General features: G+C 52.4%; 26 protein-coding genes and 2 pseudogenes. 16 read left to right on the forward strand and 12 right to left on the reverse strand.

The genetic code is table 11. The features are described from left to right. From tnpA to tnpC, 3 genes are all read left to right on the forward strand, one after another. Positions 1 to 463: IS66-like element accessory protein TnpA (gene tnpA, locus CMR03_RS08965; protein WP_141248558.1), on the forward strand; the 463-nt coding region annotated here is incomplete at its 5' end. After that, positions 460 to 807, forward strand: coding sequence for an IS66 family insertion sequence element accessory protein TnpB (gene tnpB, locus CMR03_RS08970; RefSeq protein ID WP_063881273.1), 348 nt, complete (start codon positions 460 to 462; stop codon positions 805 to 807). The genes tnpA and tnpB, both read left to right, overlap by 4 nt. A 19-nt stretch (positions 808 to 826) precedes the next feature. Continuing rightward, positions 827 to 2,407, forward strand: a complete 1,581-nt coding sequence (gene tnpC / locus CMR03_RS08975) for an IS66 family transposase (RefSeq protein WP_096011320.1) — start codon at positions 827 to 829, stop codon at positions 2,405 to 2,407. A gap of 5 nt (positions 2,408 to 2,412) precedes the next feature. Here the strand turns inward: tnpC and CMR03_RS25515 are convergent, their stop codons facing one another. Together CMR03_RS25515 and CMR03_RS25520 are read right to left on the reverse strand one after the other, a co-directional pair. Continuing rightward, positions 2,413 to 2,700, reverse strand: a complete 288-nt coding sequence (locus tag CMR03_RS25515; protein WP_338405790.1) for a MerR family DNA-binding protein — start codon at positions 2,698 to 2,700, stop codon at positions 2,413 to 2,415. 15 nt (positions 2,701 to 2,715) lie between these two features. Continuing rightward, complete coding sequence (locus CMR03_RS25520; protein WP_242638513.1) at positions 2,716 to 2,835, reverse strand: MerR family DNA-binding transcriptional regulator; 120 nt, start codon at positions 2,833 to 2,835, stop codon at positions 2,716 to 2,718. A gap of 78 nt (positions 2,836 to 2,913) precedes the next feature. Here CMR03_RS25520 and CMR03_RS08985 point away from each other — a divergent pair. After that, positions 2,914 to 3,391 (forward strand): annotated as a pseudogene (locus tag CMR03_RS08985) (DUF2938 domain-containing protein). Between the two features lie 297 nt (positions 3,392 to 3,688). Next, entirely contained in the window at positions 3,689 to 4,252 is a 564-nt protein-coding gene (locus tag CMR03_RS08990; RefSeq protein WP_029571203.1) for a YbhB/YbcL family Raf kinase inhibitor-like protein, read from the forward strand. Positions 4,253 to 4,265: 13 nt separating this feature from the next. Here CMR03_RS08990 and CMR03_RS08995 read toward each other — a convergent pair whose 3' ends face one another. The 3 genes from CMR03_RS08995 to CMR03_RS09005 are packed head-to-tail and all read right to left on the reverse strand — an operon-like array spanning position 4,266 to position 6,967. Continuing rightward, positions 4,266 to 5,093, reverse strand: coding sequence for a helix-turn-helix transcriptional regulator (locus CMR03_RS08995; RefSeq protein WP_029571202.1), 828 nt, complete (start codon positions 5,091 to 5,093; stop codon positions 4,266 to 4,268). Between the two features lie 59 nt (positions 5,094 to 5,152). Beyond that, positions 5,153 to 5,992, reverse strand: a complete 840-nt coding sequence (locus tag CMR03_RS09000; RefSeq protein ID WP_029571201.1) for a fumarylacetoacetate hydrolase family protein — start codon at positions 5,990 to 5,992, stop codon at positions 5,153 to 5,155. 18 nt (positions 5,993 to 6,010) lie between these two features. Continuing rightward, positions 6,011 to 6,967: an L-dopachrome tautomerase-related protein gene (locus tag CMR03_RS09005; RefSeq protein WP_096011353.1), complete on the reverse strand. Its 957-nt coding sequence runs from the start codon at positions 6,965 to 6,967 to the stop codon at positions 6,011 to 6,013. 158 nt (positions 6,968 to 7,125) lie between these two features. On the opposite strand from CMR03_RS09005, the gene CMR03_RS09010 reads away from it, so the two are divergent. From CMR03_RS09010 to CMR03_RS25525, 3 genes and pseudogenes are all read left to right on the forward strand, one after another. Further along, the gene (locus CMR03_RS09010; protein WP_029571199.1) at positions 7,126 to 7,818 is read left to right on the forward strand and encodes a GntR family transcriptional regulator; all 693 of its coding nucleotides are present in this window, start codon (positions 7,126 to 7,128) and stop codon (positions 7,816 to 7,818) included. 219 nt (positions 7,819 to 8,037) lie between these two features. Beyond that, a complete protein-coding gene (locus CMR03_RS25215) occupies positions 8,038 to 8,247 on the forward strand; it encodes a hypothetical protein (RefSeq protein WP_029571198.1) in 210 nt (69 codons plus the stop codon). Further along, positions 8,225 to 8,371 (forward strand): annotated as a pseudogene (locus tag CMR03_RS25525) (VOC family protein); the annotation flags it as partial. The gene CMR03_RS25215 and the pseudogene CMR03_RS25525, both read left to right, overlap by 23 nt. 231 nt (positions 8,372 to 8,602) lie before the next feature. Here the strand turns inward: CMR03_RS25525 and CMR03_RS09025 are convergent. Next, on the reverse strand, positions 8,603 to 9,808 hold the full coding sequence (locus tag CMR03_RS09025) for an MFS transporter (RefSeq protein WP_244181361.1): 1,206 nt from the start codon (positions 9,806 to 9,808) through the stop codon (positions 8,603 to 8,605). A gap of 453 nt (positions 9,809 to 10,261) precedes the next feature. Here CMR03_RS09025 and CMR03_RS09030 point away from each other — a divergent pair, with 453 nt between their 5' ends. The 7 genes from CMR03_RS09030 to hxlB all read left to right on the forward strand — a co-directional run bounded on the left by CMR03_RS09030 (position 10,262) and on the right by hxlB (position 15,819). After that, positions 10,262 to 11,230 carry a sugar-binding transcriptional regulator gene (locus CMR03_RS09030; protein WP_029571196.1) on the forward strand — a complete coding sequence of 323 codons (969 nt, stop codon included), beginning with the start codon at positions 10,262 to 10,264 and terminating at the stop codon, positions 11,228 to 11,230. A gap of 450 nt (positions 11,231 to 11,680) precedes the next feature. Next, the gene (gene gatA, locus CMR03_RS09035) at positions 11,681 to 12,130 is read left to right on the forward strand and encodes a PTS galactitol transporter subunit IIA (protein WP_029571195.1); all 450 of its coding nucleotides are present in this window, start codon (positions 11,681 to 11,683) and stop codon (positions 12,128 to 12,130) included. Between the two features lie 18 nt (positions 12,131 to 12,148). Beyond that, positions 12,149 to 12,442, forward strand: a complete 294-nt coding sequence (locus CMR03_RS09040; protein WP_029571194.1) for a PTS sugar transporter subunit IIB — start codon at positions 12,149 to 12,151, stop codon at positions 12,440 to 12,442. A 23-nt stretch (positions 12,443 to 12,465) separates the two neighbouring features. After that, positions 12,466 to 13,719, forward strand: a complete 1,254-nt coding sequence (locus CMR03_RS09045; RefSeq protein ID WP_029571193.1) for a PTS transporter subunit IIC — start codon at positions 12,466 to 12,468, stop codon at positions 13,717 to 13,719. 24 nt (positions 13,720 to 13,743) lie between these two features. Continuing rightward, positions 13,744 to 14,388 carry a ribulose-phosphate 3-epimerase gene (gene rpe, locus CMR03_RS09050; protein WP_029571192.1) on the forward strand — a complete coding sequence of 215 codons (645 nt, stop codon included), beginning with the start codon at positions 13,744 to 13,746 and terminating at the stop codon, positions 14,386 to 14,388. A gap of 104 nt (positions 14,389 to 14,492) precedes the next feature. Next, positions 14,493 to 15,245 carry an SDR family NAD(P)-dependent oxidoreductase gene (locus tag CMR03_RS09055; RefSeq protein WP_096011355.1) on the forward strand — a complete coding sequence of 251 codons (753 nt, stop codon included), beginning with the start codon at positions 14,493 to 14,495 and terminating at the stop codon, positions 15,243 to 15,245. Positions 15,246 to 15,258: 13 nt separating this feature from the next. Continuing rightward, the gene (hxlB, locus tag CMR03_RS09060; RefSeq protein WP_029571190.1) at positions 15,259 to 15,819 is read left to right on the forward strand and encodes a 6-phospho-3-hexuloisomerase; all 561 of its coding nucleotides are present in this window, start codon (positions 15,259 to 15,261) and stop codon (positions 15,817 to 15,819) included. Positions 15,820 to 15,864: 45 nt separating this feature from the next. On the opposite strand, the gene CMR03_RS09065 is transcribed toward hxlB, so the two are convergent. The 5 genes from CMR03_RS09065 to xylB form a co-directional block, all read right to left on the reverse strand. Then, positions 15,865 to 16,149 (reverse strand): DUF3892 domain-containing protein, encoded by a 285-nt coding sequence (locus CMR03_RS09065; RefSeq protein ID WP_029571189.1) that lies wholly within the window; start codon positions 16,147 to 16,149, stop codon positions 15,865 to 15,867. 245 nt (positions 16,150 to 16,394) lie between these two features. After that, entirely contained in the window at positions 16,395 to 17,897 is a 1,503-nt protein-coding gene (locus CMR03_RS09070; protein WP_029571188.1) for a sugar ABC transporter ATP-binding protein, read from the reverse strand. A gap of 17 nt (positions 17,898 to 17,914) precedes the next feature. Continuing rightward, positions 17,915 to 18,895 (reverse strand): substrate-binding domain-containing protein, encoded by a 981-nt coding sequence (locus CMR03_RS09075; protein WP_029571187.1) that lies wholly within the window; start codon positions 18,893 to 18,895, stop codon positions 17,915 to 17,917. A 41-nt stretch (positions 18,896 to 18,936) separates the two neighbouring features. Continuing rightward, a complete protein-coding gene (locus tag CMR03_RS09080) occupies positions 18,937 to 19,962 on the reverse strand; it encodes an ABC transporter permease (RefSeq protein WP_029571186.1) in 1,026 nt (341 codons plus the stop codon). Next, entirely contained in the window at positions 19,959 to 21,407 is a 1,449-nt protein-coding gene (gene xylB, locus CMR03_RS09085; RefSeq protein ID WP_029571185.1) for a xylulokinase, read from the reverse strand. Before xylB ends, CMR03_RS09080 begins: the two co-directional genes overlap by 4 nt. Positions 21,408 to 21,961: 554 nt before the next feature. On the opposite strand from xylB, the gene CMR03_RS09090 reads away from it, so the two are divergent. Further along, a complete protein-coding gene (locus CMR03_RS09090; RefSeq protein ID WP_029571184.1) occupies positions 21,962 to 22,519 on the forward strand; it encodes an OsmC family protein in 558 nt (185 codons plus the stop codon). Positions 22,520 to 22,681: 162 nt separating this feature from the next. On the opposite strand, the gene gorA is transcribed toward CMR03_RS09090, so the two are convergent. Then, the gene (gene gorA / locus CMR03_RS09095; RefSeq protein WP_029571183.1) at positions 22,682 to 24,037 is read right to left on the reverse strand and encodes a glutathione-disulfide reductase; all 1,356 of its coding nucleotides are present in this window, start codon (positions 24,035 to 24,037) and stop codon (positions 22,682 to 22,684) included. Positions 24,038 to 24,057 lie beyond the last annotated feature (20 nt).

Consider the following 24,057-nt stretch of genomic DNA (forward strand, 5'->3'; position numbering starts at 1 on the left):
TTTTCGCCGTACGGGTATTAACTGGCCGCTGCCCGAAGACTACACGCCGGAACGGCTTGATGAGGAGCTTTACGCTTTCAATCTGGAAACGAATCTGCCCGTAAAAAAGCGGCGCCCGGACTGGCCGCTGGAGTTCAAAATCCGCATGGCGGAGCTGAGCCTGCAGCCGGACGCCTGTGTGGCACAGCTGGCCCGGGAGCACGGGGTCAACGATAACCTGGTGTTTAACTGGCGCAACCTGCACCGTCAGGGCCTACTGGACCCCGCCACGCGCGCCGGGATGATCCCCGTCATGGTTGAGCCTTTTCCCGTTCCGGTCAGGCAGAGCAGTGGGGTTCCGGATTCGCCCCCCGTTATCAGCTGTAAGCTGACGCTGCCCGGCGGCACCCTGAGCCTGACCGGCCCCGTGACACCGGACTTGCTGCGGGCGCTGGTCAGTGAGCTCCGTGAGAGTGAGGTATGATTAGCTTTCCGTCAGGCGCGCGCATCTGGCTGGTTGCCGGCGTGACAGACATGCGCTGCAGCTTCAACGGGCTGGCGGCGAAGGTGCAGAACACGCTGCGGGCAGACCCGTTTGGTGGCCATCTGTTTATCTTCAGGGGCAGGCGCGGCGATATGGTGAAAATCCTCTGGGCCGATGCGGACGGCCTGTGCCTGTTCACCAAGCGCCTGGAGCGGGGGCGCTTTGTCTGGCCGGTGAACCGGGACGGCAGGGTGCACCTCACGCAGGCCCAGCTGGCGATGCTGCTGGAAGGTATCAACTGGAAGCATCCGCAGCGGATAAATCCTCCTGGCCTGCGCATCTGAACCGGCGTAATGTGAATGCATGGAACGCTCACTCTCTGCAGAAAACGCCCGGCTCAGGGCGCTGCTGGACACGCAGCAGCGAAGCCTTGAGCAGATGGCCGAATACAACCACCTCCTGTCACAGCGGGTGGCGGCCTACGCCAGCGAAATCAGCCGCCTGAAGGCGCTGGTTGCGAAACTGCAGCGCATGCAGTTCGGCAAAAGCTCCGAAAAGCTGCGTGAGAAAACGGCACGTCAGGTGCGCGAGACTGAGGATCGCATCAGCGCCCTGCAGGAGGAAATGGCGGAGGTCCTGGGTGAGCAGCATGACCCGGCACTCCCGCAGCCGCTGCGCCAGACTTCCGCCCGCAAACCTTTACCGGCCTCGCTTCCCCGTGAAACCCGCACGCTGACTCCGGAAGAAACCACCTGTCCGGCGTGCGGCGGAGAGCTCAGCGCGCTGGGCTGCGACGTGTCGGAACAGCTGGAGCTCATCAGCAGTGCCTTCAGGGTTATCGAAACGCAGCGGCCGAAGCTGGCCTGCCGCAGGTGCGACCACATCGTTCAGGCCCCCATGCCGTCAAAACCCATAGAGCGCAGCTACGCCGGCCCCGGCCTGCTGGCGCGCATTGTCACGGCGAAGTTCGCCGAACACACGCCTCACTACCGACAGTCGGAGATATACAGCCGCCAGGGCGTGGAGCTGAGCCGTGCCACGCTGGGGCGCTGGTCCGGCTCGGTCAGCGAACTGCTGGAGCCGCTGTATGACCTGCTGCGCCAGTACGTACTGATGCCGGGTAAGGTGCACACCGACGATATCCCGGTCCCGGTACAGGAGCCTGGCAGCGGCAAAACGCGCACTGCCCGTCTGTGGGTGTACGTGCGGGATGACCGCAACGCCGGGTCGCATCTGCCGCCGGCGACATGGTTTGCATACTCACCGGACCGGAAAAGTATCCATCCACAACAGCATCTTGCCGGGTACAGCGGCATCCTGCAGGCGGATGCGTACAGTGGCTATAATGCGCTGTACGAAGACGGCCGTATCACCGAAGCGGCCTGTATGGCGCATGCCCGGCGAAAAATCCACGACGTCCATGCCCGCACGCCGACCGGCATCACCACCGAAGCGCTCCGGCGCATCGGTGAGCTGTATGCCATCGAGGCGGAAATAAGGGGCAGCCCGGCAGAGGAACGGCAGGCAGCCAGAGAAGCCAGAAGCATTCCGCTGATGCAGTCGCTGTACGACTGGGTGCAACAACAGATGACAATACTGTCGCGCCACTCCGACACGGCAAAGGCATTCACGTACCTGCTGAAGCAGTGGGACGCGCTGAACCTTTACTGCCGTAACGGATGGGCGGAAATGGACAATAATATCGCGGAAAACGCATTGCGGGGCGTTGCCCTGGGCCGGAAGAACTGGCTGTTTGCCGGTTCAGACAGGGGCGGAGAACGTGCTGCTGTTCTGTACTCACTGATCGGAACCTGCCGGCTGAACGACGTGGATTCCGAAGCGTGGCTGCGCTACGTGCTCAGCCACATTCAGGACTGGCCAGTGAACCGGCTGCGCGATCTGCTGCCGTGGAAGGCCGATTTTACCTCCGCTGTTTTGACCTGACCCGGTTATGGCACAGAGCTGAATTTAATCTGACAGGCTGCTCTGTGCCAGAAGCGGACGTAGCTTTTGAATTCTTCACATTCTAAATGCTCGGTTTTTGTACAACATGCGACATGTTTCAGCCCCCGGCTTAACAACTGGAGTTTGCGGATAGTGCCGTCGATCTCCGTTGCTCGTTGAAGAAGCTGAACGCTATCTAATGCGAGTTTGTTCTCTGCACTAAACATTGCGCCTATTTCATCAAGAGAAAACCCTGCAGCCTGCCCAAGCGCGATTAATTGCAGTTTATTGATAACATTTTCATTGTATTACCTTCTTAGCCCGTTACGGCCAACAGGTTTGATTAGTTCTTTCTTTTCGTAATATCGCAACGCTGACGGGGTAACTCCGGTAAGGTCAGCGATTTCCCTGATATCCAGTTCTTTCATTGTTGACTTAAACCTCACTTTAAGTTGCACACTGATTATTATGTCATTTAAAAGAAGGAGTACGCTTTGGATATCATTATTTTTTTCAAAACTGTCATCACGGGCATTGGCGCAACACTGGTCATGGATTTGTGGTCGTTATGTCAAAAGCTCATTTTAAAAATTCCACCATTGAATTATGCGCTGGTAGGCCGCTGGATTTTATGGCTTCCACAAGGAAAATTCAGGCATCACACCATTTTCAGCGTCACAGATACGTGGGGAGAATCTTACTGGCTGGGTATTCCATTATCTGACCGGGATAATTTTTGCTGTTATCCCGCTTTTGCTTAACGGTAGGGGCTGGCTCCATGAGCCTTCTCTCTCAACGGGTGTGTTGACAGGTTTGTTAACTTTGATTGCTCCGTTCTTAATTTTGCAACCCGCGTTTGGCTTTGGTATCGCAGCCTCCCGTACACCTCGTCCATGGGTGGCGCGTTTGTTAAGCCTGATTACGCACCTTGCGTATGGTATTGGGTTATATGGCATTACCGCTGTTATGGCGTCATCATCATAGCGATATTGAGCAGTTTAAGTGTCAGAACACCCACTTTTATTGACTGGCACTGACCCTATCGCTGTTTTAATAAGCCGGATGAACAGAAAGTTATTAATAGGTGGACAATTTCAATGTCCGCTCCTCGCTCATAGCGGACTCTTTAGGCTCGCTATCGGTTTGTAGTAGTACCGTTGAAAACCTCTTAATAAAATGATTTCAAATGAGCGTATTGGAACAGTCTTTGATTGTTTCAGGAGCGAAACCTTTTCCAGCTGTTCTTAAAATCATAGGCGACAACCCTTCTGGAGACAACTGATGTCAAAATACCTTCTTCCTGTAGCCGGTGCTGTGTGCTTGGCATTGCTCAGCCAGTCCGCACTCGCTGCGGATTTTACCCTGTCCAGTAAAGAGATTGGTTCAGGCCGCTTCGCGAATACTCAGCTACTCAGCGAGTCTTACGGATTCGGCTGTGCCGGAGAGAATAAATCGCCGTCCTTCACGTGGTCAGGTGCACCGGCCGGAACAAAAAGCTTCGCGCTGCAGATCTACGATCGTGATGCACCCACAGGCTTGGGCTGGGTCCACTGGCAAGTAGTGAATATTCCTGCAGATGCAAAATCGATCCCGTCGGACATCGCAAAAGACAATACAGGCCTCCCGGCAGGAACAATCCAGACGCGCACCGACTTTGGTGTGCCCGGATACGGTGGCCCATGCCCGCCAAAGGGCCAGACGCATCGTTATGTGGTCACGCTCACTGCGCTCAAAGTAGATAAAGTGCCCAATATTACCGCTGATTCCACACCGGCCATGGTCGGCTTTATGACCAGGGCAAACTCGCTAGGTGAAGCAAAAATTCGCATCACGCAGGGGCGTTAAAGCCAGTTACGGGTCAGGCTTGCACTAACTGCTCAGTGTTTTTTAACGTTCGAACCTGACCCGGACAAAACCCAAACCGGCTACGAAACCGCGCCGAAAATTTTGAAGGGCTAATATAGCCTACCTCATAGGCTATCTGTATGACTGACAAATCAGTGACCTGCAGTAGCGTCAGGGCCCGGCACATGCGCACATCTGCAATAATTCGCGAAAACGAGCTACTTTCCGCCGAAAGCCTGCGCCTCAGCGTGGCTTCAGACATCCCCAGTTGCCTGGATACATCGTTGATATTCCATGCATATGACATATCCGAAGACACGAGCCTTCGGATTTTATTTCCGATTCCGCTCCGTTGAAAATCTCCGAAGTAGATGCCGTATTCATCCAGCCAGCTGAGCATCTCCCGCATGCGGGCTATAGCAATAGATTCAGGAATGTCTGCTGAATCCGTAAATATCTCTCTGGTATGATAAAAAGCGCGGCGGAAGCTTTCACTGGCCCCCCCTAATTTATGCACCTCGGTGACAGGAGCGGCATTGCAGTTTGTACAGGTATAACCTGTGACAATACTGATGTTGAAGCTGAGCCAGTCAGCCTCGTAACTACCGTCTATTGTCGGTATATTGGTGATATCGAATGACTCACCCCCACCCACAATGACCGCTTCTCCGGCATTGATGACCAGTTCCTTCCCCGCCGCGCATATGCATTTACTCCCCTGACGAACCAGTATGACAGTGGGTTCATCAATAATAATATTGCGCGCAAGCAGCGGCTGAACCTGATGAACGTGCGCGGTGCTGCCGATTCCGGCCCTGACTATGATACTCCTTTCTGCCATCCTGCCTCCCGTCAAGAGACCGACTAACTGCCAGTCTCATCATCTGTCAGATTGCTGGGTTAGCGCTTCAGGGTCTGATTCTGATAGCCCAGTTTTTCCACGTGAATACGTATGCTATCGCCCTCTTTGAGCCACACCGGTTCGGGTTTCATGCCAAGACTAACGCCAGCGGGTGTTCCCGTGGCAATCACGTCTCCCGGGAGCAACGTCATATAGTGACTGACATAGGAGACTATCTCGGCGACGCTGAAGATCATCTGAGAAGTATGGCTGAACTGCCGCCTTTCACCGTTAACTTCCAGCCAGATAGACAGGTTCTGCGGATCACAGACTTCATCCCGGGTGACGATATACGGACCCATCGGACCAAATGTGTCGCAGCTTTTAGCCTTGTCCCACTGCGATGACTGAAACTGAAATCCGCGGTCAGACACATCATTCACAATGCAGTAGCCGGCAACGTACTCCAGCGCATTCTCCTGGCTGACCTGCTTTGCCTTGGTGGCTATCACAATCCCAAGCTCAGCTTCCCAGTCGAGTTTGGTTGAGTGCGGAGGAATAATGATGTCGTCGTCAGGACCATTGATACAGCTTGGTGCCTTGAAAAACACAACCGGCTCATCAGGTATAGGAAGGTTGGCCTCCAGAGCGTGGTCACGATAGTTCAGGCCGATAGCCACAAACTTAGAGACCGTACTGAGCGGTGGCCCGAGGCGCGGGTTGCCCGGAACAATGGGAAGGCGTAGAACATCCTCCTCGCTGTTGAATGCGTTAAGCACAGTCGTCAGCGTCCCGGGTGTCACATCGCTGACAATGCCGGATAAATCGCGTAGCTGAAGGTTACTGTCAAAGACACCGGGCTTTTCAAAGCCAGCATCACCATATCGACAAATTTTCATACAGACCTCATTGCGGGTTCAGAGGGGATAACTGTAAATAGCCCAAGGGAGTTGCACCTTGTTCTCTCCACCGGAGAGCATCGGGATACGGTTGAGTTGCGTGGACGGAAAATTAACACGGTTATCTGGACCAACGGAGAGGGCGATAGGCCAGATAATCCGATCATCCCGCACCAGAGGTGTAATTACCCCGGCGGGATTCATCACAGATGACACCGTTATTTTCAGCATCGGTAAGGTAGATATTGCCGGCTTTGTCGCGACACATGCCAGCAACCCAGATACCCACTTCCTGATAAACTGATATACTGGCTGCAATTTCGTCTTCACCGCAGGAAAATCAGTGATGAGATCGAAGTCAACCCTGAAGATGCGCGCGCCAAAAAGACACATGAACAGCAGCGTCTGGTTATCCTGGTGAATTTCCAGCAAGTCGTTATGGATATACATGGGCTGCCCGTTCTGAAACGTCACTCTGCGCCCTTCAATAACTGGAACGTCTGCGGTGCGGCAGCGCATCAGCGGATGGCCAGCCAAGATCCTTCGGTAAGAATTATCGCGAAGGTCAATGACATAAAACGAGCCTTCGCGTGACTCGGTCATAATGGCGTAATGGCGCCAGAAGCGAATGTGGACAAGCCGGGTGCCGGAATGGGCATCTTCAGGCCTAAACACAATCGTCCTTCTGGTTTCGCCGGTCTCAATGTCCAGCTCAATGAGTTTTACAACCCCTTCAATGGCATTGCTAAAATCAGGCGCCGCGGCATCAAGTACCCAAAGACTTCCCTTCCCGTCACTGAAAATGCTGTTTACGTCCACAAAGTGTTTCAGCGGATCGCCTCGTCCGTCCCATTCATTCCACGCATTGTCAGGAAAGGGCTCCCAGCTGCGGTCTTTCAGTATTTCCACCACGCCTGGCGTGGGACCGCTCCACCAAGGCATGCTTGCAAACAAGCGCCCGCATTCCGTTGTCATTACGCCATTTCACAAATATTTATCTGAGGTAGAGACCTCTTGAATGTGAGCCGTCATAATATGCCAGAAAGATGATTAAACACTACAAAATATATTTTCTTTCATAAAATCTATTTTGTAAATGATAATTTATTACCCTCGAAGGAAACAGTGACGCTATGAACGAAAGCCTCGCATCCAGAGACAGTCTGACTCAGACGACTTACTCCCGCCTGCGCGACGCCCTACTTTCATGCCAGCTCGTCCCGGGAGCGCGTGTTAACACTAAAGAGCTTGCCGAAGCGCTGGATACCAACGTAGGTGCTATCCGCGAAGCGCTCTCCCGCCTGACGTCAGAAAATCTGGTGATCGCAGAGCCGCAGAAGGGGTTCCGCGTCACGCCCGTCTCTCTTGCAGACCTGCTTGACCTGACTGCAACCCGAAAGCTTATCGAGTGCGAATGCCTTAGCGAATCTCTCGCACATGGAGATGTGAACTGGGAGGGAGAGATCCTGTCAGCCTTTCATCTTCTGGCTCGTTACGGCAACGGCGATGACGAATGGCCCGGAACGCCTGAATGGAATCGCCGCCATAACCGGTTTCACGATGCCCTGACGTCAGCCTGCCCAAACACCTGGCTGCTTCGTATGCAACGCATGCTTTTTATCCAGAATGAACGCTACCGCATCCTTTCCGTCAATATGACACGCGGTGAGAGAGATCTTAACGCCGAGCACAAGGCGTTAATGGAGGCTGCGCTCAGCAGAGATACAGAACAGATAAAACGGCTTATGCAGGAACACATTCAGAAAACGACCGACGTTGTGATAAAGCTGTTCGATGAACACGGTATGCTGATGCTTCACGGATAACTGAGTGATACGGGACAGGGTTTGCACGTTTCTGGCGGGTGAACCCTGCCGAATTCATCCAGACTCATAAGGTTTGTTAAAAAAGGAACCCTTATAAAAAAGAAATACCTCTCTGGATGCCTGTTTGCGTTGTTTGCCATTAATGGCTGGGCTGCACAATCTTATGTATTGGATGATGTCCGCCTTATCGACGGTTTGGGAAAGCCATCGCAGGAACACATGCGCGTTGTTGTTGACGGGCAGTACATCAGTGCGGTCGGCCCTGCCTCCTTTGTGGCTATTCCCAAAGATGGCGAAGTAAAAAACTACGTGGGAAAATCCGTTTTACCCGGATTAATCTCCGATCATGTCCACCTGGCTCAGTATCAGGCCGCTACTCCTTACCCGGATGCATATACCCGCGAAACAGCCCCTGATGTTTCCAACTGAGGTGGGGGAGAATAACTTCTTCTGCTACGGACGCACGCCGTGGGGCAGCGTCATTGAACTGATTTCTTTGCCTTCAAAGCTGCCGTATGAAGACCATACCTCTCTGCGCCGATGGAAGCCCTGAGTGTAAACGGGTGCGCCAGTGCAGGCGTACCCGTAAATACTGAAGGTCCGCTTCTCGCTCATAGCGGACCTTCAAGTACACTGGTCTGTTTCGTACCAGAAGCAGAAAAATGCTTTTCTGTAGGATTAATAAATGACAGTCATTTGCCGGTTATATTCTTACTAATCTTCTGATAATTATCTTAAATGTGCTATGTCTTTGATTAAGCAATGAGCCCTACTGTTTGAGGCGTTATTCACAATCAGTCTCAATCACGCTTTTCTTACCCAGCACTGCAACAGCCATTCCTGAAGCGACTATCCCAATAAAAATCGTAATCATTAACAGTGATAATGACAGCGATGTAACAGTCAGAAGGGCACTCGCAAATATCACACCCATGGCATTGGAGGTTCGCAGTAAGGCGAAGACCTCGGCTTTCAAATGCGGAGGAGACATTTCATCAAGTACAAGCGAAAAATGTGTTCCAAGTGGGGCAATGACAGAGCCAATACACATCACACCCACAATGGTTGTAATGACGGAGAAATTAACAGTAACCATCAAAGTCCCTAGCATCATCAGGCACAGGTGTAAAAGTACTGTACCAGGTGCAGACATCCGGTTGCGGATACTGACCCAGACTCCTCCCATGACAGAGGCAAGGCACAAGGGAACGGTGAAAAAAATGGCATAAAATGGCTCATACCGAAAGTTCAGGGCTAACGCCACAGCACCTATCTCAACGGCGGCGACGGTTGACTCAGCTGCAGTAGAGCATATAAGCACCAAAGCAACCGGTCTTGTCAGTGCTCTTTGCCTGGTTTTAACCACGGCAGGTGAGCTCCGGATATTAAGCCGGGGAATGAGAACAACGGGAAGTATACCCAGAGCGGTAATGACAAGCAGAGAAAACACCGGGGAGATGCTTCCCAGTCCTGATGCGGCCACGGGAGCCAGAACAAAAACCATCTCATTCAGAGTCGCTGCCATACCCAGCCCACGTGGTAAACGGTTTGCGTTAACCACGTGGTTTAGTATCACCCTTAAATATCCCTGAGCTGCACCATTTACCAGTCCGGCCAGGCTGGCAAGTATGACTAATACCGTAAAAGGCAATTTATACCATGATGCCAGTACTATGCAGAGTAAAGCCACAGAACGAGTCAGCGTCAGTAGCTGGAAGTAAGTGACCGAGTTAAAGCGGTTCCCCAGGCGTGTGAACGGGATCACGCCAATAACCTGAGCAATCGTCATGGCAAGGATCATCGCTGCCCCGCCTCTGCTGTCGCCTGTGATACTGAGTGCAAGCAATGAGAATGCAATGGGGCCTGCAGCCTGTGGAAAACTCAGGAAAGCTGATGAAAGAAGCCATCTGATGAACGACCTGGACTTTTCCCATTCAGGAGTAGCAGATGATTTATGAAGTTCACGGGAAGGCTTTTTGCTGATATTCATTAATCGTTTTACCGAAATTAGCGCCTGTGATTTCTGTAACCTGGCGGTGACAGAACGGGCTATGGGCCGTATCTGATTGCCGGACATACACTGTGCAAAACACTTCTAACCTTAATCTGTGAAACATGTAAAAAAACAGCTTGGTTAAGAAGTTACATTCATACTGCCCGTGCGGTACTGCTTTACTCCAGAAAGGTCATTTCGGGCAACCTGTTTTCAAACCTTTATCATGGATACCGGCTCTAACGTGTACCTGTGGCAGCCGTACGCGCAGGTAAAATACCAGCCAGCTTTACCAACCAGATACAGTATACGTGTTGCCCATCACACAGCAGTAAGATAAGCATTCCAGTAAATACCAAACGAGCATAAAAAAGTGTACTCTTTTGATTAAACTCAGGGGCAACAGGTTAACCTTTGTGATATTTCCTTTCGATTAAAACGGAATTAGCCATGCCTAAACGTATAAAAAATAGCCGCTGGTCAGGTTATGACCCCCGCTATATCTATTCTCTGGTCGTTCGCCGTTATTTTGTTGAGATGAAGACCAAAACAGAAATTGCCGAAGAGCTTGAGATCTCACGATTCAAGGCCGCGCGCCTGATCGATGAGGCGATCGAACAGGAATACGTTAAGTTCCTTTTTCCCAAACAGCAGATGCTTGATGAAGAAGTGGCCCATAATATCTGCGAGAAATACGGCCTGCAAAAAGCCGTCGTGCTTTCTGTATCAGAATCCTGGAACAGCCAGGAAGAACTAAATGAGAAGCTGGGTGGTATCACAGCCAGCTATCTGGGCAATTACCTGACCGGGGGTATGAAGGTGGGTATTGCCTGGGGGCGAGTTCTGTCCAGTACCGTGAGTCAGCTGACCAGCCTCCCTGCTTTAGATATTGTACAGCTTTCAGGCGTACATCCGGGTATTGAATTCAGTCAGGGTCCGATAGACCTGATACACCGGCTGGCAGCTATCTCTCAGGGAAAGGCACATCCTATGTATGTCCCCATGTGGGTTGATGATGAAAGTCTGGCAGAAAAGCTGGCCAGCGATCCTGCAGTGGTTGACACCCAGCAGTATTATTCATGCCTGGACGTCGTTATTACTGGTATTGGCGCGTGGAAAACCGGCTCGTCCAGCCTGTGCGACATTTTTCCCGAAGAATGGCAGACACCACTTTTCCGTGACGACATTGCAGCTGATGTTTGCATCACACTCGTCAACAGCAAAGGGGAGATCCTTGACAGCCCGATAAGCCGGCTGGGATTCGGTATTTCCACAGAGCAACTGCGAAGCGTGAAAACAGTGATTGGCGTGGCGGGAGGAGAACAGAAGTATGAAGGTATCGTAGCCTCTCTTAAATCAGGCCTTCTTGATGTGCTGATCACCGACTTTGATACAGCTGTAAAGCTGGTCAACTCCTGATAAGTCAGGAAAAAACCGGTCTCTCTTTCAATACGGGGCGCTGCAGGCGCCCCTCTTTTTGAAATTTCACGACACAGCGACAGTGGCTCAACTTCGCGAAAAGCCCATACAGTCAGCTTTCCGCGCATTACGCCTGCAGTTGTCAGGACGTCCGCTCAATTATCCCTCTATGATTCCAAGCGCTTCCGCAAAGATACCTTACGAAACAGCAGATCAGCCGTAACAGTTATATTCCTTTTTAATTCAGTTATTTGAGATAAATAGATGGTCATATAGCATTCAGCCATAAGCTCATGTGAGCATTTTATATTTAGCTCAATTGTTTATTACTGTGATCGACCTATAACTTTTGCTCTCTATTTGTTACCGCAAAACACCGGCATGCTATAAATGCTCATATGTATATATTTTAATGCTCACTTGAGCACTAATGAGTTGCCGGGAGAAGTTATGAATTCAGTACTTATCAGCGTCACCGATGGCGCCGACTTCAAAAGCTATGACGAGGTGCTGCAGCATATTCATGAACGGCAGAATGCTGCGGGGATAGTGAAGGGTACTTATCTGGAGGCACTACGCGAGCGTGAAGCCATGTACCCGACGGGTATTTTGCTTGATGGCTATTCTGTGGCGATCCCGCACTGTGACAGCACGCATGCCAACACACCTTCCGTTTACATTATTCGTCTGCCTGAGCCCGTTGAGGTCGGTCAGGCTGATGGCGATGATAAATTACCGGTACGACTTGTCATCAATTTAGTGGTAACCAACCCGTCTAATCAGTTGCAGCTGTTGAAATCCCTGTTCAGCAAGCTGCAGGACAAAGGTTTCTATCAGAATCTCCTGGAACTGCCGTCTGAAAAAGCTGAAGCATTATTTATTTCAGAAATCATGCAATAACCTTACCGGAGCAAAATTATGATTACTATTCTTGTCGCCTGCGGAAGCGGAGTCGCCACCTCAACACTTGCTGCTGATGAGGTTAAATCTGTTTGTGCTGAATACGGAATCTCTCAGTACAAAATAAATAAATGCAGCATGTCAGAACTGCCTTCAGAATTGCAGCATGCCGACGTTGTTTTAACAACGAATAATTATAAAGGTGATATGGGCAAGCCTCACATGAGTGTCGCGGGTTTTATCACCGGCATTAATGAAGGCGTGTTGCGAAAAAAACTTGGTGAATTACTAACTGATCTGACCCGGAAATAATAACAGATTAAGAGGGTGTCAGGATGGAAATGTTAAAAAGCATAATGCTGACGATAACAGGTATGGGTGCTACCGCTATCCTGCCACTTGTCATCTTTATTTTAGGCCTGGTTTTCCGCATGAAAGTCGGAGCGGCCATCAAATCAGGCATTACCGTCGGTATCGGCTTTATCGGACTGGGTCTGGTTGTTAACCTGCTGAGCACCTCCCTGCAGCCTGCCATCGCCTATTATTCGAAAATTGGCAGCGGGTTTACCGTTGCTGATATTGGATGGCCCGCAGTAGGCGCAGCGGCATGGGTTGCACCATTTGCGGCTCTGGTTGTGCCTGTCGGCATCATTCTTAACCTGCTCCTTGTTCGCCTGAAGTTAACCAGAACGCTGAACGTGGATATCTGGAATTATATGCATTTCCTCGTTCCTGGTGCGCTGGCTTACTTCGTGTTTGACAGTTTCTTTATCGGTTTTGGCGTAGCCGTGGCTCTGAGCGTCATCGCGCTGTTTATCGGTGATTTAATAGCTCCCCGCTGGCAGAAATACTACGGTCTGGAAGGAACGACCTGCACCACCATGATCCACATTGGCTGGACATTACCTTTTGCGCTGCTGGTCAATAAAATTATCGACGTCATTCCTGGCCTGAACAGACTCGACCTCGACCTAGAAAGCGTGCAGAAACGACTGGGAGTATTTGGTGAGCCCGCCATTATTGGCGTCATGGTCGGGTGCCTGCTCGGGATCCTGACCCGTCAGCCCGTGACAACTATTGTGCCCATGGCAATGGGTGTTGCCGCAGTCATGGTACTGCTGCCCAAAGTTGTGGGCGTGCTGATGGAAGGTCTGTCTCCGATTGGCAAAAGCGCCAAAGAAATTATGCAGAAGCAAATGGGCAAGGACGCAGAGTTGAACATTGGTATGGACTGTGCGCTGGCGCTGGGCGATCCGGCCACCGTTACCGTTACCGTTATCACCATTCCGCTGACCATGCTCTGCGCACTGGTATTTCCGGGCATCATGATTTTTCCCATCGGTGTGCTGATGTCGATCATCTATATGACAACTATGACCGTGATGGCCAGTAACGGAAACGTCATCCGCGCCGTTATCTCCACCTTACTGTTCAGCATTGTTGTTATGTATTTAGGCGGCTATGTGGCGCCAGGCGCAACGCAGTTCCTGCACGGTGCCGGCGTGGGTTTACAGGGGCAGGGCACTGACTTTGTACTGACCGGCCCGTGGGAAGTACTGACGTACTGGCTGAGCACGGTATTCCACTGATTTGAACAATGAGGTTTACTTACCATGGCACAGATTTTACCGTCAATTTTCGGGGCAAATATCCTGCGACTGCAGGATGAGATCCGGTTTCTGGAAAATGAAAATACCGACATACTGCACGTTGATTTAATGGACGGTTCTTATGTCAGTAATATCGCATTTGGTCCGAACCAGATATCCGCAATGAAAAAGGTCAGCAAAATGAAATTTGATGTACATATGATGCTGGCAGATCCGCAAAGACATATTGATGACGTTATCAGTACCGGTGCAGAAATGATTTCCGTACATTATGAATCAACTCCGCACGTGCATTTTATTTTACAGAAGATCCGCCAGGCCGGACGTAAAGCCGGGGTGGTAATTAATCCGGGTACGCCTGAAAACGTACTGACCTATCTGCTGGACGATATCGATTACATTCTCATCATGACCATTAATCCGGGACAGCCAGGCCAGGTCTTTATTGAAAAAAGCCTGGAGAAAATCAGGAATACACGGGAAATGATCGCCGACCGGAATATCCTGATTGAAGTCGATGGCGGCATTAACCTTGCAATAGCAAAAAAAGTCCGGGAAGCCGGTGCGGATTTAATTGTCGTCGGCGGCGCGCTGTTTAATGCGAACCCGGAATCGAGCTACCGGGAATTAAAAGCTGCCATGAACTGATTTAAGCCTTTATCAAAGAAAAGTTGATTGCATAAGCAGTCGTGATTCAGGTCATCCGGCTGGGAACGTCCTTCCTGGTCGTAAAAATTCAGGAGAAAATGCTGATGGGTAATTTTGCAGGAAAGGTTGTGTTTATCACCGGCGGTGCGCACGGTATCGGAAAAGGGATTGCAAAACAGTTCGCGGATCGTGGTGCCCATACCGTCATCGCTGATTACAATGAAGCCAACGGTATCAGAACCGCTGAAGAACTGACGTCCGCCGATGTAAAATCACTTTTCATCAGAACGGATGTATCTGACCCGAAGGCTCTGGTCGATGCGCGTAATAAGGTTTTTGCAGCGTATAGCCGCATCGACGTTCTGGTGCTGAATGCAGGTGTAGCCTTCGCTAACCGGGTCAGTGATATCTCTTTTGAGGAGTGGAATAAGACCCTCTCCATCAATCTGACCGGCTTGTTCAATACCGTTAAGGCTTTTTACGATGATTTTCTCACCAATCAGGGATCAATTGTATACATTTCTTCCGGTTCAGCGCTGTCAGGAACCGGCGGCGGCGTGAGCTATCCGGCGAGCAAAGCAGGCGGGGAGGGGCTTATCCGCGGCCTGGCAAAAGAGCTGGGACCGAGAGGCGTTAACGTTAACGCTATTGCACCCCGCCTGATTGATACCGGCGAAATGATGCGTGTTAACTATCCGACGCAGGCCGATCTGGATGCGGTGCTGGAAAAAATTCCGGTCCGCCGCCTGGGCACCATTGATGACGTGGCAAACCTGGCCATTTTTCTCGCTGATAAATCAAACTCCTACATCCAGGGACAGACCATCCTTATGGATGGCGGCCGTACCATTGCCTGACCGGGAGCTGAAAATGAGCGTACAGGAATACACACGAAGCATCCTCAGTGAATTAGAGCAAAATGCGCAGAAAATTGATGAGGATCAGGCGATGCAGCTGATTGCCCGGATCCGCAGTGCGGGACACATTTTTCTGCAGGGAGCCGGACGCAGCGGAGTTGCAATCAGGGGGTTTGCTAACCGGTTAATGCATCTGGGATTCTCCGTGAGCGTGGTGGGAGACATTTCGTCTCCACGTGCCCGTCCGGGTGACCTGTTGATTATTGGTTCCGGCAGTGGCGAAACCGGCAGCCTTAAAAGCCTCGCGCAAAAGGCTGCTGAAAGTGGCGTCGGTGTGGCGCTGGTGACCATGAAGAAAGACTCGTCAATTGCCAGACTGGCCGGCAGCATACTGGTTTTACCTGGTGCAGTGACAAAGGAAAACGATCACAATCCGGTACCGTTTTCCCAGCCGATGGGCTCTGCATTTGAGCAGCTCTGTTTCATAACTTACGATGCCATTGTGCTTGAGCTGATGGCTCAGCTGGGAGAAACCAGCAAAACCATGGCTGCACGGCACGCTGACCTTGAATGACGTCACAGAGCGCTTCTCCGGAAGCGCTCTGTGCATGGCACACTTTTAAAAGACCGGCAGGTTGCCGAGATTATCGCGTATCGTACTATTCGGATCAGTCGTAAGGTAAATATCCTCTATGACGTGAACATTCGCGCCATAAACCCACTGCCCGTTAACAAGCGTGATCGTCTTAAACGTCGCCTTACTGGCCTTTATCAGCTCGGCAACAAACTGTCGCGAGTTGATGGAGGCGTCTTTATTTCCCTTGCCAGCTTTGATGATTTTAACGTACTGAATGTGCTGCCCTGTACTGTCCCTGCGTATACCCGAGATATAAAAGTCTGCCATGTGACTCTCCTTCGTGGCTACACCGCGTAACCGCGTTCCACAGCCTGATATTTGTTCAGACGGGTGAATTTCAACCATCACACTTATCATTTACAGGGATATATATCGACAGCCTTCTGCTGCCGAAAACGACGTCTGCTCAGCGACCTACTGCGGATCGCATATTCAGGGGTAGAACAGGTGGGGAAGCACAACTGCCAGTCAGGCTGGCAGCCTGACTGGCATCAGGTGCCGGAGGGGATGATTTAAGGTTCAGCGTGTTCCCATGCAGCTTTGCGCAGGTCTGCAGGTTTAAGCTCCTTTGCCGGGACAATCACGCCATCACATTTACCGTGGCGGAATACCGTGATGTTGTCCGCGACGTCCAGCAGTTCCTCTTCCTCGCTCGATACCACGATAACGCAGCAGCCTTTATCCGCCAGCTGATGGATGATGCGGTAGATGTCCGCTTTCGCACCAATATCGACACCTTTAGTTGGTTCATCCAGCAACACCAGGTCCGCGTTTTGCGCAATAACCCGGGCCAGCAGTACCTTTTGCTGATTCCCGCCAGAGAGGGCCTTAATCGGTCCATCCAGCGATCCCCGCGTATTCATTTTGCCCAGCAGTTCTGAGGCAGCCTGCCGCGCCGCGCCGTGACTCACAAAACCACCGGAGCGGAATTTTTTCAGAACCGGCAGCGTCGCGTTAGCATAGCTCGACATCTGGGGAATAAACCCGTCCTTTTTACGCTCCTCGGTCAGGTAGGCAATGCCACGGGAAATGGCCTTTACAGGTGATGAGGGATGATATTCCCTGTGTCCCACCCGGATTTCACCACCGGTGACGGTTTCCAGTCCAAACAGCGTCTGGCACAGGCGCGTACGGCCTGCACCGGCCAGTCCATAGACTCCAAGAATCTCCCCGCGGTACGCTTCAAGGTTCACACCTTTAAGGCGATCCGTATGCAGGTTACTCACCGACAGCCAGGGTTTACCCAGTGCCCCCCGGATCAGGCCGCGGCTGTTTGAGGGAGCCTGATAAGCATTTGCGTCGCCCACGATTGCGTCGATAATGGCGCTCTTGCTCAGCGTTTTTTTACCTTCGTTATAAATCACGCGGCCGCCGCACATCACTGTAGCCTCATCGCAGACGCCCAGCACCTCGTCCAGCTTATGCGATACCAGCACCACGCCAATCTGTTTCTCGCGCGCAATGCGCTGTACGGCCTGCAGCAGCGCGTCTGCCTGCGCACCCTCCAGCGCGGTCGTCGGTTCATCGAGAAAAAGAAAACGTGCGTCACGATCGAGATTAGAGACCACTTCCAGCATCTGCTTGTCCGGATGAGAGAGGTCCCTGACAAGATCGGTCGCGCTGAAATCCAGGTGGTAATCACTCAGCACTTTCTCAGTATGTGCAATCATGCTGACATCATCGGTAAAACCGTTGCGCTTGCGGCGCTCACGCCCGAGGAAAAGGTTCTGCCATACGCTCATACCGGGAATAAGCCGGAGTTCCTGGTAGACGCAGGCAATACCGTGGCTGAGCGCATCACGTGGCGATGCAAGGCGCACCGGCGTAGCACCAATCATCAGCTCCCCGTTATCCGGCATATTGACGCCAGCCAGTATTTTCAGCAGCGTTGATTTACCCGCGCCGTTATGGCCGAGAAGGGCGTGAATTTCACCAGGTTTTACGCTGAAATCCACACCATGAAGGACCAGCACGCCTGAAAAACCGATTTTTATCTGCTTCGCCACATAATTCATAACTGTCTGCCTTTTACTCAGTACGCTGAACCCATAACGGAGGCCGCGTTGTCTTTAGTGACCAGCAGCGGTGGATTGTTGATCATGGCCGGGACCTGTTCACCGCCCAGGCTTTTCCGGACGTTTTCAACCAGTATCTGAGCAAGCTTAACGGGTTCCTGAATCGCACCGGCTTTGAGTATGCTGTTGTCCTGAACGGCTTTAACGCCTTCTTTATCTACAAAAGCATATAATTTCACTTTGTCACTGACGCCCAGCTGCCTGATGGCTGCCAGTGAACCCAGTGCGGAAGGTTCGGTGTCTGAATACACCACGTCAATCTCCGGCCTGCCCTGCAGCATTTCAGTGGTCACTTTCAGAGACGTGGTTTCTTCCACCTTTCCGTTAACCAGCGCAACAAACTTAATATTTTTATTGGACGCGACGGCGGCTTTGAACCCCTCATCACGGGCGTTTGCGGCTATTGAGGTCGGTTCTCCCACTATCCCGACCGTTGCCGGGCTGTTTTCACCGATGTCCTTCAGCAGCTGCTGCCCAATGAGCCTGCCACCTTCCCGCTGATCGGTCTGAACCCCCTGCACCAGGGTGACGTTCTGTTGTTTGAGTCCCTCTGTATCAGGGAGGATATTGATAGCAAATGCCGGGATTTTTGCCTGATTGAGCTGGCTGATAATTGAAACGCATGGCCCGGACGAAACGCAGTTCACCGCAACCGCATCCACTTTCTGCTCAATGAAGTTCTGCACCTGCGACAGCTGTTTGGCATCGTCATTATCAGCAATCGAAATTTTGACGTTCATCCCCTGAGCAGCAGCATTATCCTCAAAGCTTTTTTTCATGGCCACATAATAGGGGTTGGTCAGGTTCGGAAGCGTTACACCAAGTGTTTTTTTGCCAGCGCCTGCGGTGCTTTCCGCATCATCCCGGTTACAGCCGGCAAGCAGGCAGGCCAGCGCAACGATCGTAGCTGTTGCAGTGAGAGTCGTACGCAGTTTCATGTTTATCTCCTGGTAAGGTACAGGTCAGAGGTTAAGAGGCTTTATTGTTGTGTTTTTCGTGGTTTCCTGACTTTGAACCAGGGGATCACGATTTTTCTGGACGTGCGCAGAGTATCGAACGTCACGCCAAACAGGATGATCAGTCCGATAACCAGCGGCTGCCAGTACGCGCTGACGTTCAGTACGTTCATCAGATTGGATATGGCGGCAATCAGCATTGCCCCAATCATCGCGCCGATGAGGCTGCCGGTGCCGCCAAACAAGCTGACGCCGCCCACTACCGCACCCGCGATTGAGAAAAACAGCTCGTCACCACGGCCCGCCGTCGGATATCCGGTCATCAGGCGCGAGCCGTAAATCAGTCCGCCGCATGCCGAGCAGAGTCCGGAGATGGCATAGACCAGCAGGGTTATACGTGGAATGCTGATCCCTGACAGGCGCGCGGCATCTGCGTTGCCGCCGACCGCATAAATATGGGTACCGGTGATGGTCCGCCGCAGGAAGATGACGCCAATAATAATGGCCAACAGCAGGGCTATCACCGGAAACGGAATACCCAGGGGTTTTGACTGACCGATAAGGCTGTAACCGATTTGCGTCACGCGGATCGACTCGGCTCCGGTGATAATCTGCGGAATGGATGCCGCCACGCCCATCATTGCAAACGTCACAATGAAAGGTGGAACGCCGGTACGTTCGATGATCAGCCCATTAACCAGACCGCTCAGGGCCCCCACCGCCAGAACCATGGGTACGGCAAGCTGCCAGGGAATGCCAAATTTTTCCATCAGCAGCGCCGCGACTACGCAGGTCATGGCCACAATTGAGCCACAGGAAAGGTCAATCCCGCCTGTCAGCAGAACAAAAGACTGCCCCAGACACAGGAAACCGATGACCGCGCCGTTAAGAAGTAAAACCATCATGTTGGATACGGTCAGAAAATTAGGCGTGGCGATAAAGCCGCCCAGCATAACCAGTAAAAAAACCACGGCGATCCCCGCTTCAGCAGGCACTTTAAGTGGCTGTCTTGGGGGTTTGATTTTAGCGGGTGTGCTCATTGAACTCATTGCAGCTCTCCTGATAAAGCGTTGGCATAGTTAACGTAAGCATCCAGAACATGGCGCGCATCCTCCCTGGGATCAGCGACTTTCACAAATGGCCTGCACCAGCGTTCGGCCATTTCAGCATTCGTACATCCCAGTACAGCAGCGGCCGCCTGAATGGCTGCCCCGGCGGCGGCCGTTTCTTCCACCGGAGAAACCCAGACCGTTTTGCCCGTCAGGTCAGCAAGGATCTGGCGGTAGGCACGTGACTTCGCCCCGCCGCCGGTGACAACGATGTGCCCGTCATCACTGAAGCCATGCTGTTTCAGGATCAGTCCGCCAGCCAGCAGGCCGCACAGCACGCCTTCCACGGCAGCGCGGGCCATATCTTCTCTGGTTGTGGTGGTGCGTAACCCGCGCATGTGCCCCGTAGCGTCGGGAAGGTTAGGCGTGCGCTCGCCATCCAGCCATGGGACAAGCTGCAGACCGTTGGCGCCGGCAGGTGAACTCAGTGCGAGTGCATCGAATTCGTCAGTGGTAACACCCAGCAGGGTGCGGAATGTATCGGTTACCTTCGCGGAATTCAGCGTGGTAATCATGGGAATGAAGTGATCGGCCGCATCTGCATAGCCGTTGATAATCCCGGTGCTGTCGGCTATTCCCGTCGGGGTTATGCCGTACAGCGTACCGCTCGTGCCGATCGATATGCCGGTATCACCGGATTTCAGGTTCATTCCCAGCGCAGCAGACATATTATCGCCAGTTCCTACGCCTACAACGGCACCAGCAAGGTCTTCCAGACCGGGGATCAGCTTCACCACGCCAGCAGGCTGATGCGAGGGAATGATTGCAGGCCAGAGGGAGAGCCAGTCAATTCGGTTGTTTACCACAGCAGCGAGCTCAGGCTCCCAGCTATTGGTGAAAGGGTTGAAGTAGCCGGTCCCGGATGCACCGCCACGCTCACACACAAAACTGCCGCTGAGGCGATAAACCAGATAGTCAAACGGCAGCATAATGCGATGGCACTTTTCAAGCAGGCCGGGGCAGTGATGTTCGGTCCACGCCAGTTTTGAAATGGTCATCGCCGGTCCGGGCACCGATCCTGTAAGGCGAGCCCACTCTTCAGGGGCAACTTTCCGGCACAACTCGTGTGCCTGGGTAGCAGACTCAGTGTCATTCCAGAGCTTGGCTGGACGCAGTGCCCGGTCATCTTTATCAAGCATGACCAGACCGTGACCCTGCCCTCCGACAGCAAGCCCTGCAATACGGGGCTGCCATGCTTTGAGCTCATCCAGAGCCGAAGTTAACGCGTCCCACCAAGCCTGCGGATCCTGCTCACTGCAGGGGGGCGTCGTCGGCGGATGCGGCTTACGGGCCTGAGCAATCACGTCGCCACTTTCAAGGCTGCGCAGCATAACGGTACAAGACTGAGTCGATGAGTCTATTCCCGCAACAAGGTCCCGCTTCATTGAACTACCCCTGAACAATTTCTGAGAAATGACAGAGCTGAACAAAAGTATCATCAGACTCAAAACAGCTAAGCCGGGATGCTGCATGGCTCAACAATTTTGCTCATATGATCACTTTTGTTTGCTCGTTTGTTAAGTGCAGACAATACCGCTATGAAATCATCCGTCAATTGACGTTATCCGGGAACGTTAAGCAGCTCTCACTTTTATTCCTGATAGTCCTGCCTGCGTTGGACTGATCTCTCCGGTGTAAGCTCCTCCGGTCTGGCGCTGATGAAGAAGCAGATGCCTCCAGGATAGTCAGCACTCTGCCGGAGGGAGGCCGCCGTAAATATTCTGCCAGTACGTATCAGCGTTTCTGATACCCCCCGCTCATTACGCCGCCAGTCATTGAGTGACCCGTCAGGTTCAGATCAGCTTCTGCGGTTAAATCGAAAGTATGATGAATAACTTTTTTTAAAACTGGACAACGGCATTTCAAATGACTAATCTACCTACTAGTAGATAGCTTGCCTATTCTGGCTTTCTCCCACAAACCGTTTACAGGAGTATGTATGTCGCATTCAGCAAAACCTCAGGCTTCCGCTGACGCCATCAGTAACGTTCGTGAGGCCGTTCGCGCAGAGCCTGGCCTTGGTAACATGTCATTCCAGGTAAAAGCGCGTTCACACGGCGGTCTGGCCGTACGTGTGGAAACCGGATCGTCATTTCAGAATGGCAAAGAAGACCGTAGCCGCGTAGGCAAATTCTCGAATATCGGGGACGAACCACCTGGGCTGCTTGGTGCCGACACCGGCATGAGCCCCACCGAATATATTCTGCAGGCGCTGGCCGGGTGTTATACCGCTACTCTGACCCTGATGGCTGCTGAAAAAGGTGTAGATCTGGAAAGTATCGAGCTGGATCTCTATTTCGATATTGATATGAAAGGTTTCCTGGGACTGGATAAAAACGCCCGTAAAGGGGCTAAAGGTATCCGCGTAGACGTACGTCTTGAAAGTAATACGGCGAGCCGTGAACAGCTGGAAGAGCTGGTCAGCCTGCTTCCTGAGGCATCACCTATTCATGACACGCTGGCTAACCCGGTGCCGATTGAGACACGTCTCGTATAAGTCACATCTGTTCTGCCTGTGAAGCTTCATGACCCTGTTCCTCCCGGAGCAGGGTTTTTCTGTGCAGCCAGTTATCTGTTTTACTCAGCACTGTTCTGCATGAAGCTTCAGGCGCATAACAGACTACCGGAGTCGCCTGTTATGCGCCTCGCATCGCGCCAATCAGCGCATCGTCACAAACTCTTCTGCAGCCGTCGGGTGGATCGCTACGGTGTTATCGAAGTCTTTTTTGGTGGCACCCATTTTCAGCGCCACGGCAAAGCCCTGCAGAATCTCATCCATACCAAATCCGATACCGTGAATGCCGACAATCTTCTCATCGGCACCCATACAGACCAGCTTCATACGGCACGGCTGACGATGCTGAGTGACCGCGGTGTACATGGCAGTGAACGACGATTGGTAGACCTTCACCTGATCGTCGCCATACTGTTCGCGCGCCTGCGGTTCGGTCAGCCCCACGGTGCCAATCGGCGGATGGCTGAACACCACGGTCGGCACATTGCTGTAATCCAGATGCTCGTCCGGCTTGTTGTTAAACAGACGCTCAGAGAGACGACGGCCTGCGGCAACCGCAACCGGCGTCAGTTCAACCGCACCGGTGTTGTCGCCCACGGCATAGATGCCTGACACACTGGTGTTCTGGAATTTATCGACTTTGATATAGCCCCTGTCGTCGAGTGCCACGCCTGCGGCTTCAATGTTGAGGTGATCGTTGGCGGGCTCACGGCCAATCGCCCAGACCAGGCAGTCCACGGTACAGTCACTGCCATTTTCCAGCTGCAGCGTCAGGCTGCCATCACTGTTTTTAATCACCGCTTTTGGAATGGATTCGGTGTGCAACGCCGGACCTTCGCTGTTCATCACTTCGACCAGCGTCTCGGTGAGTAGCGGATCGAAGCTGCGCAGCGGCGCCTGCTTACGCACGAACAGGTGAGTTTCTGAACCCAGCGCATTCACAACGCCCGCCAGCTCAACCGCGATATAGCCCGCGCCAACAACTGCGGTGCGCTTCGGCAGCGCATCCAGCTCAAAGAAACCGTCGGAATCAATGCCGTACTCTGCGCCCGGTATCGACGGATGGCTGGGGCGACCGCCGGTGGCAATCAGAATATGATCCGCCGTGATGATCTCACCGTTGACTTCAACGCTGTGCGCATCAACGAAACGGGCGAATCCTTTGATCACTTCAACATTGTTTTTACCCAGCACGTTTTTATACGAAGTGTGGATACGGTCGATATAGGCGCTGCGGTTTTTTACAAGCGTGGCCCAGTCGAAGCGATTCACTGTGGTGTCGAAGCCATAATCCGGTCCGTAGAGATGGATAGCTTCGGCGATTTGCGCGGCGTGCCACATGATTTTTTTCGGTACGCAACCCACGTTCACGCAGGTGCCTCCCAGTTCTTTCGCTTCAATCAGGGCGCATTTCTGGCCATACATAGCCGCACGGTTTATCGAGGCGATACCGCCGCTGCCGCCGCCGATGGTGAGATAATCGAAGTGTCGGTTTGTCATTTTTGTACTCCGGACAGCTC

It is taken from the genome of Pantoea allii (assembly GCF_002307475.1).
GTDB classification, from domain to species: domain Bacteria; phylum Pseudomonadota; class Gammaproteobacteria; order Enterobacterales; family Enterobacteriaceae; genus Pantoea; species Pantoea allii.

Excerpts from the sequence above, each read along its gene's own strand:
- tnpB (WP_063881273.1), top strand. The coding sequence starts at position 460 with ATGATTAGCTTTCCGTCAGGCGCGCGCATCTGGCTGGTTGCCGGCGTG.
- tnpC (WP_096011320.1), top strand. The coding sequence starts at position 827 with ATGGAACGCTCACTCTCTGCAGAAAACGCCCGGCTCAGGGCGCTGCTG.
- CMR03_RS25520 (WP_242638513.1), bottom strand. The coding sequence starts at position 2,835 with ATGAAAGAACTGGATATCAGGGAAATCGCTGACCTTACCGGAGTTACC.
- CMR03_RS08990 (WP_029571203.1), top strand. The coding sequence starts at position 3,689 with ATGTCAAAATACCTTCTTCCTGTAGCCGGTGCTGTGTGCTTGGCATTG.
- CMR03_RS08995 (WP_029571202.1), bottom strand. The coding sequence starts at position 5,093 with ATGGCAGAAAGGAGTATCATAGTCAGGGCCGGAATCGGCAGCACCGCG.
- CMR03_RS09000 (WP_029571201.1), bottom strand. The coding sequence starts at position 5,992 with ATGAAAATTTGTCGATATGGTGATGCTGGCTTTGAAAAGCCCGGTGTC.
- CMR03_RS09005 (WP_096011353.1), bottom strand. The coding sequence starts at position 6,967 with ATGACAACGGAATGCGGGCGCTTGTTTGCAAGCATGCCTTGGTGGAGC.
- CMR03_RS09010 (WP_029571199.1), top strand. The coding sequence starts at position 7,126 with ATGAACGAAAGCCTCGCATCCAGAGACAGTCTGACTCAGACGACTTAC.
- CMR03_RS25215 (WP_029571198.1), top strand. The coding sequence starts at position 8,038 with ATGCGCGTTGTTGTTGACGGGCAGTACATCAGTGCGGTCGGCCCTGCC.
- CMR03_RS09025 (WP_244181361.1), bottom strand. The coding sequence starts at position 9,808 with ATGAATATCAGCAAAAAGCCTTCCCGTGAACTTCATAAATCATCTGCT.
- CMR03_RS09030 (WP_029571196.1), top strand. The coding sequence starts at position 10,262 with ATGCCTAAACGTATAAAAAATAGCCGCTGGTCAGGTTATGACCCCCGC.
- gatA (WP_029571195.1), top strand. The coding sequence starts at position 11,681 with ATGAATTCAGTACTTATCAGCGTCACCGATGGCGCCGACTTCAAAAGC.
- CMR03_RS09040 (WP_029571194.1), top strand. The coding sequence starts at position 12,149 with ATGATTACTATTCTTGTCGCCTGCGGAAGCGGAGTCGCCACCTCAACA.
- CMR03_RS09045 (WP_029571193.1), top strand. The coding sequence starts at position 12,466 with ATGGAAATGTTAAAAAGCATAATGCTGACGATAACAGGTATGGGTGCT.
- rpe (WP_029571192.1), top strand. The coding sequence starts at position 13,744 with ATGGCACAGATTTTACCGTCAATTTTCGGGGCAAATATCCTGCGACTG.
- CMR03_RS09055 (WP_096011355.1), top strand. The coding sequence starts at position 14,493 with ATGGGTAATTTTGCAGGAAAGGTTGTGTTTATCACCGGCGGTGCGCAC.
- hxlB (WP_029571190.1), top strand. The coding sequence starts at position 15,259 with ATGAGCGTACAGGAATACACACGAAGCATCCTCAGTGAATTAGAGCAA.
- CMR03_RS09065 (WP_029571189.1), bottom strand. The coding sequence starts at position 16,149 with ATGGCAGACTTTTATATCTCGGGTATACGCAGGGACAGTACAGGGCAG.
- CMR03_RS09070 (WP_029571188.1), bottom strand. The coding sequence starts at position 17,897 with ATGAATTATGTGGCGAAGCAGATAAAAATCGGTTTTTCAGGCGTGCTG.
- CMR03_RS09075 (WP_029571187.1), bottom strand. The coding sequence starts at position 18,895 with ATGAAACTGCGTACGACTCTCACTGCAACAGCTACGATCGTTGCGCTG.
- CMR03_RS09080 (WP_029571186.1), bottom strand. The coding sequence starts at position 19,962 with ATGAGTTCAATGAGCACACCCGCTAAAATCAAACCCCCAAGACAGCCA.
- xylB (WP_029571185.1), bottom strand. The coding sequence starts at position 21,407 with ATGAAGCGGGACCTTGTTGCGGGAATAGACTCATCGACTCAGTCTTGT.
- CMR03_RS09090 (WP_029571184.1), top strand. The coding sequence starts at position 21,962 with ATGTCGCATTCAGCAAAACCTCAGGCTTCCGCTGACGCCATCAGTAAC.
- gorA (WP_029571183.1), bottom strand. The coding sequence starts at position 24,037 with ATGACAAACCGACACTTCGATTATCTCACCATCGGCGGCGGCAGCGGC.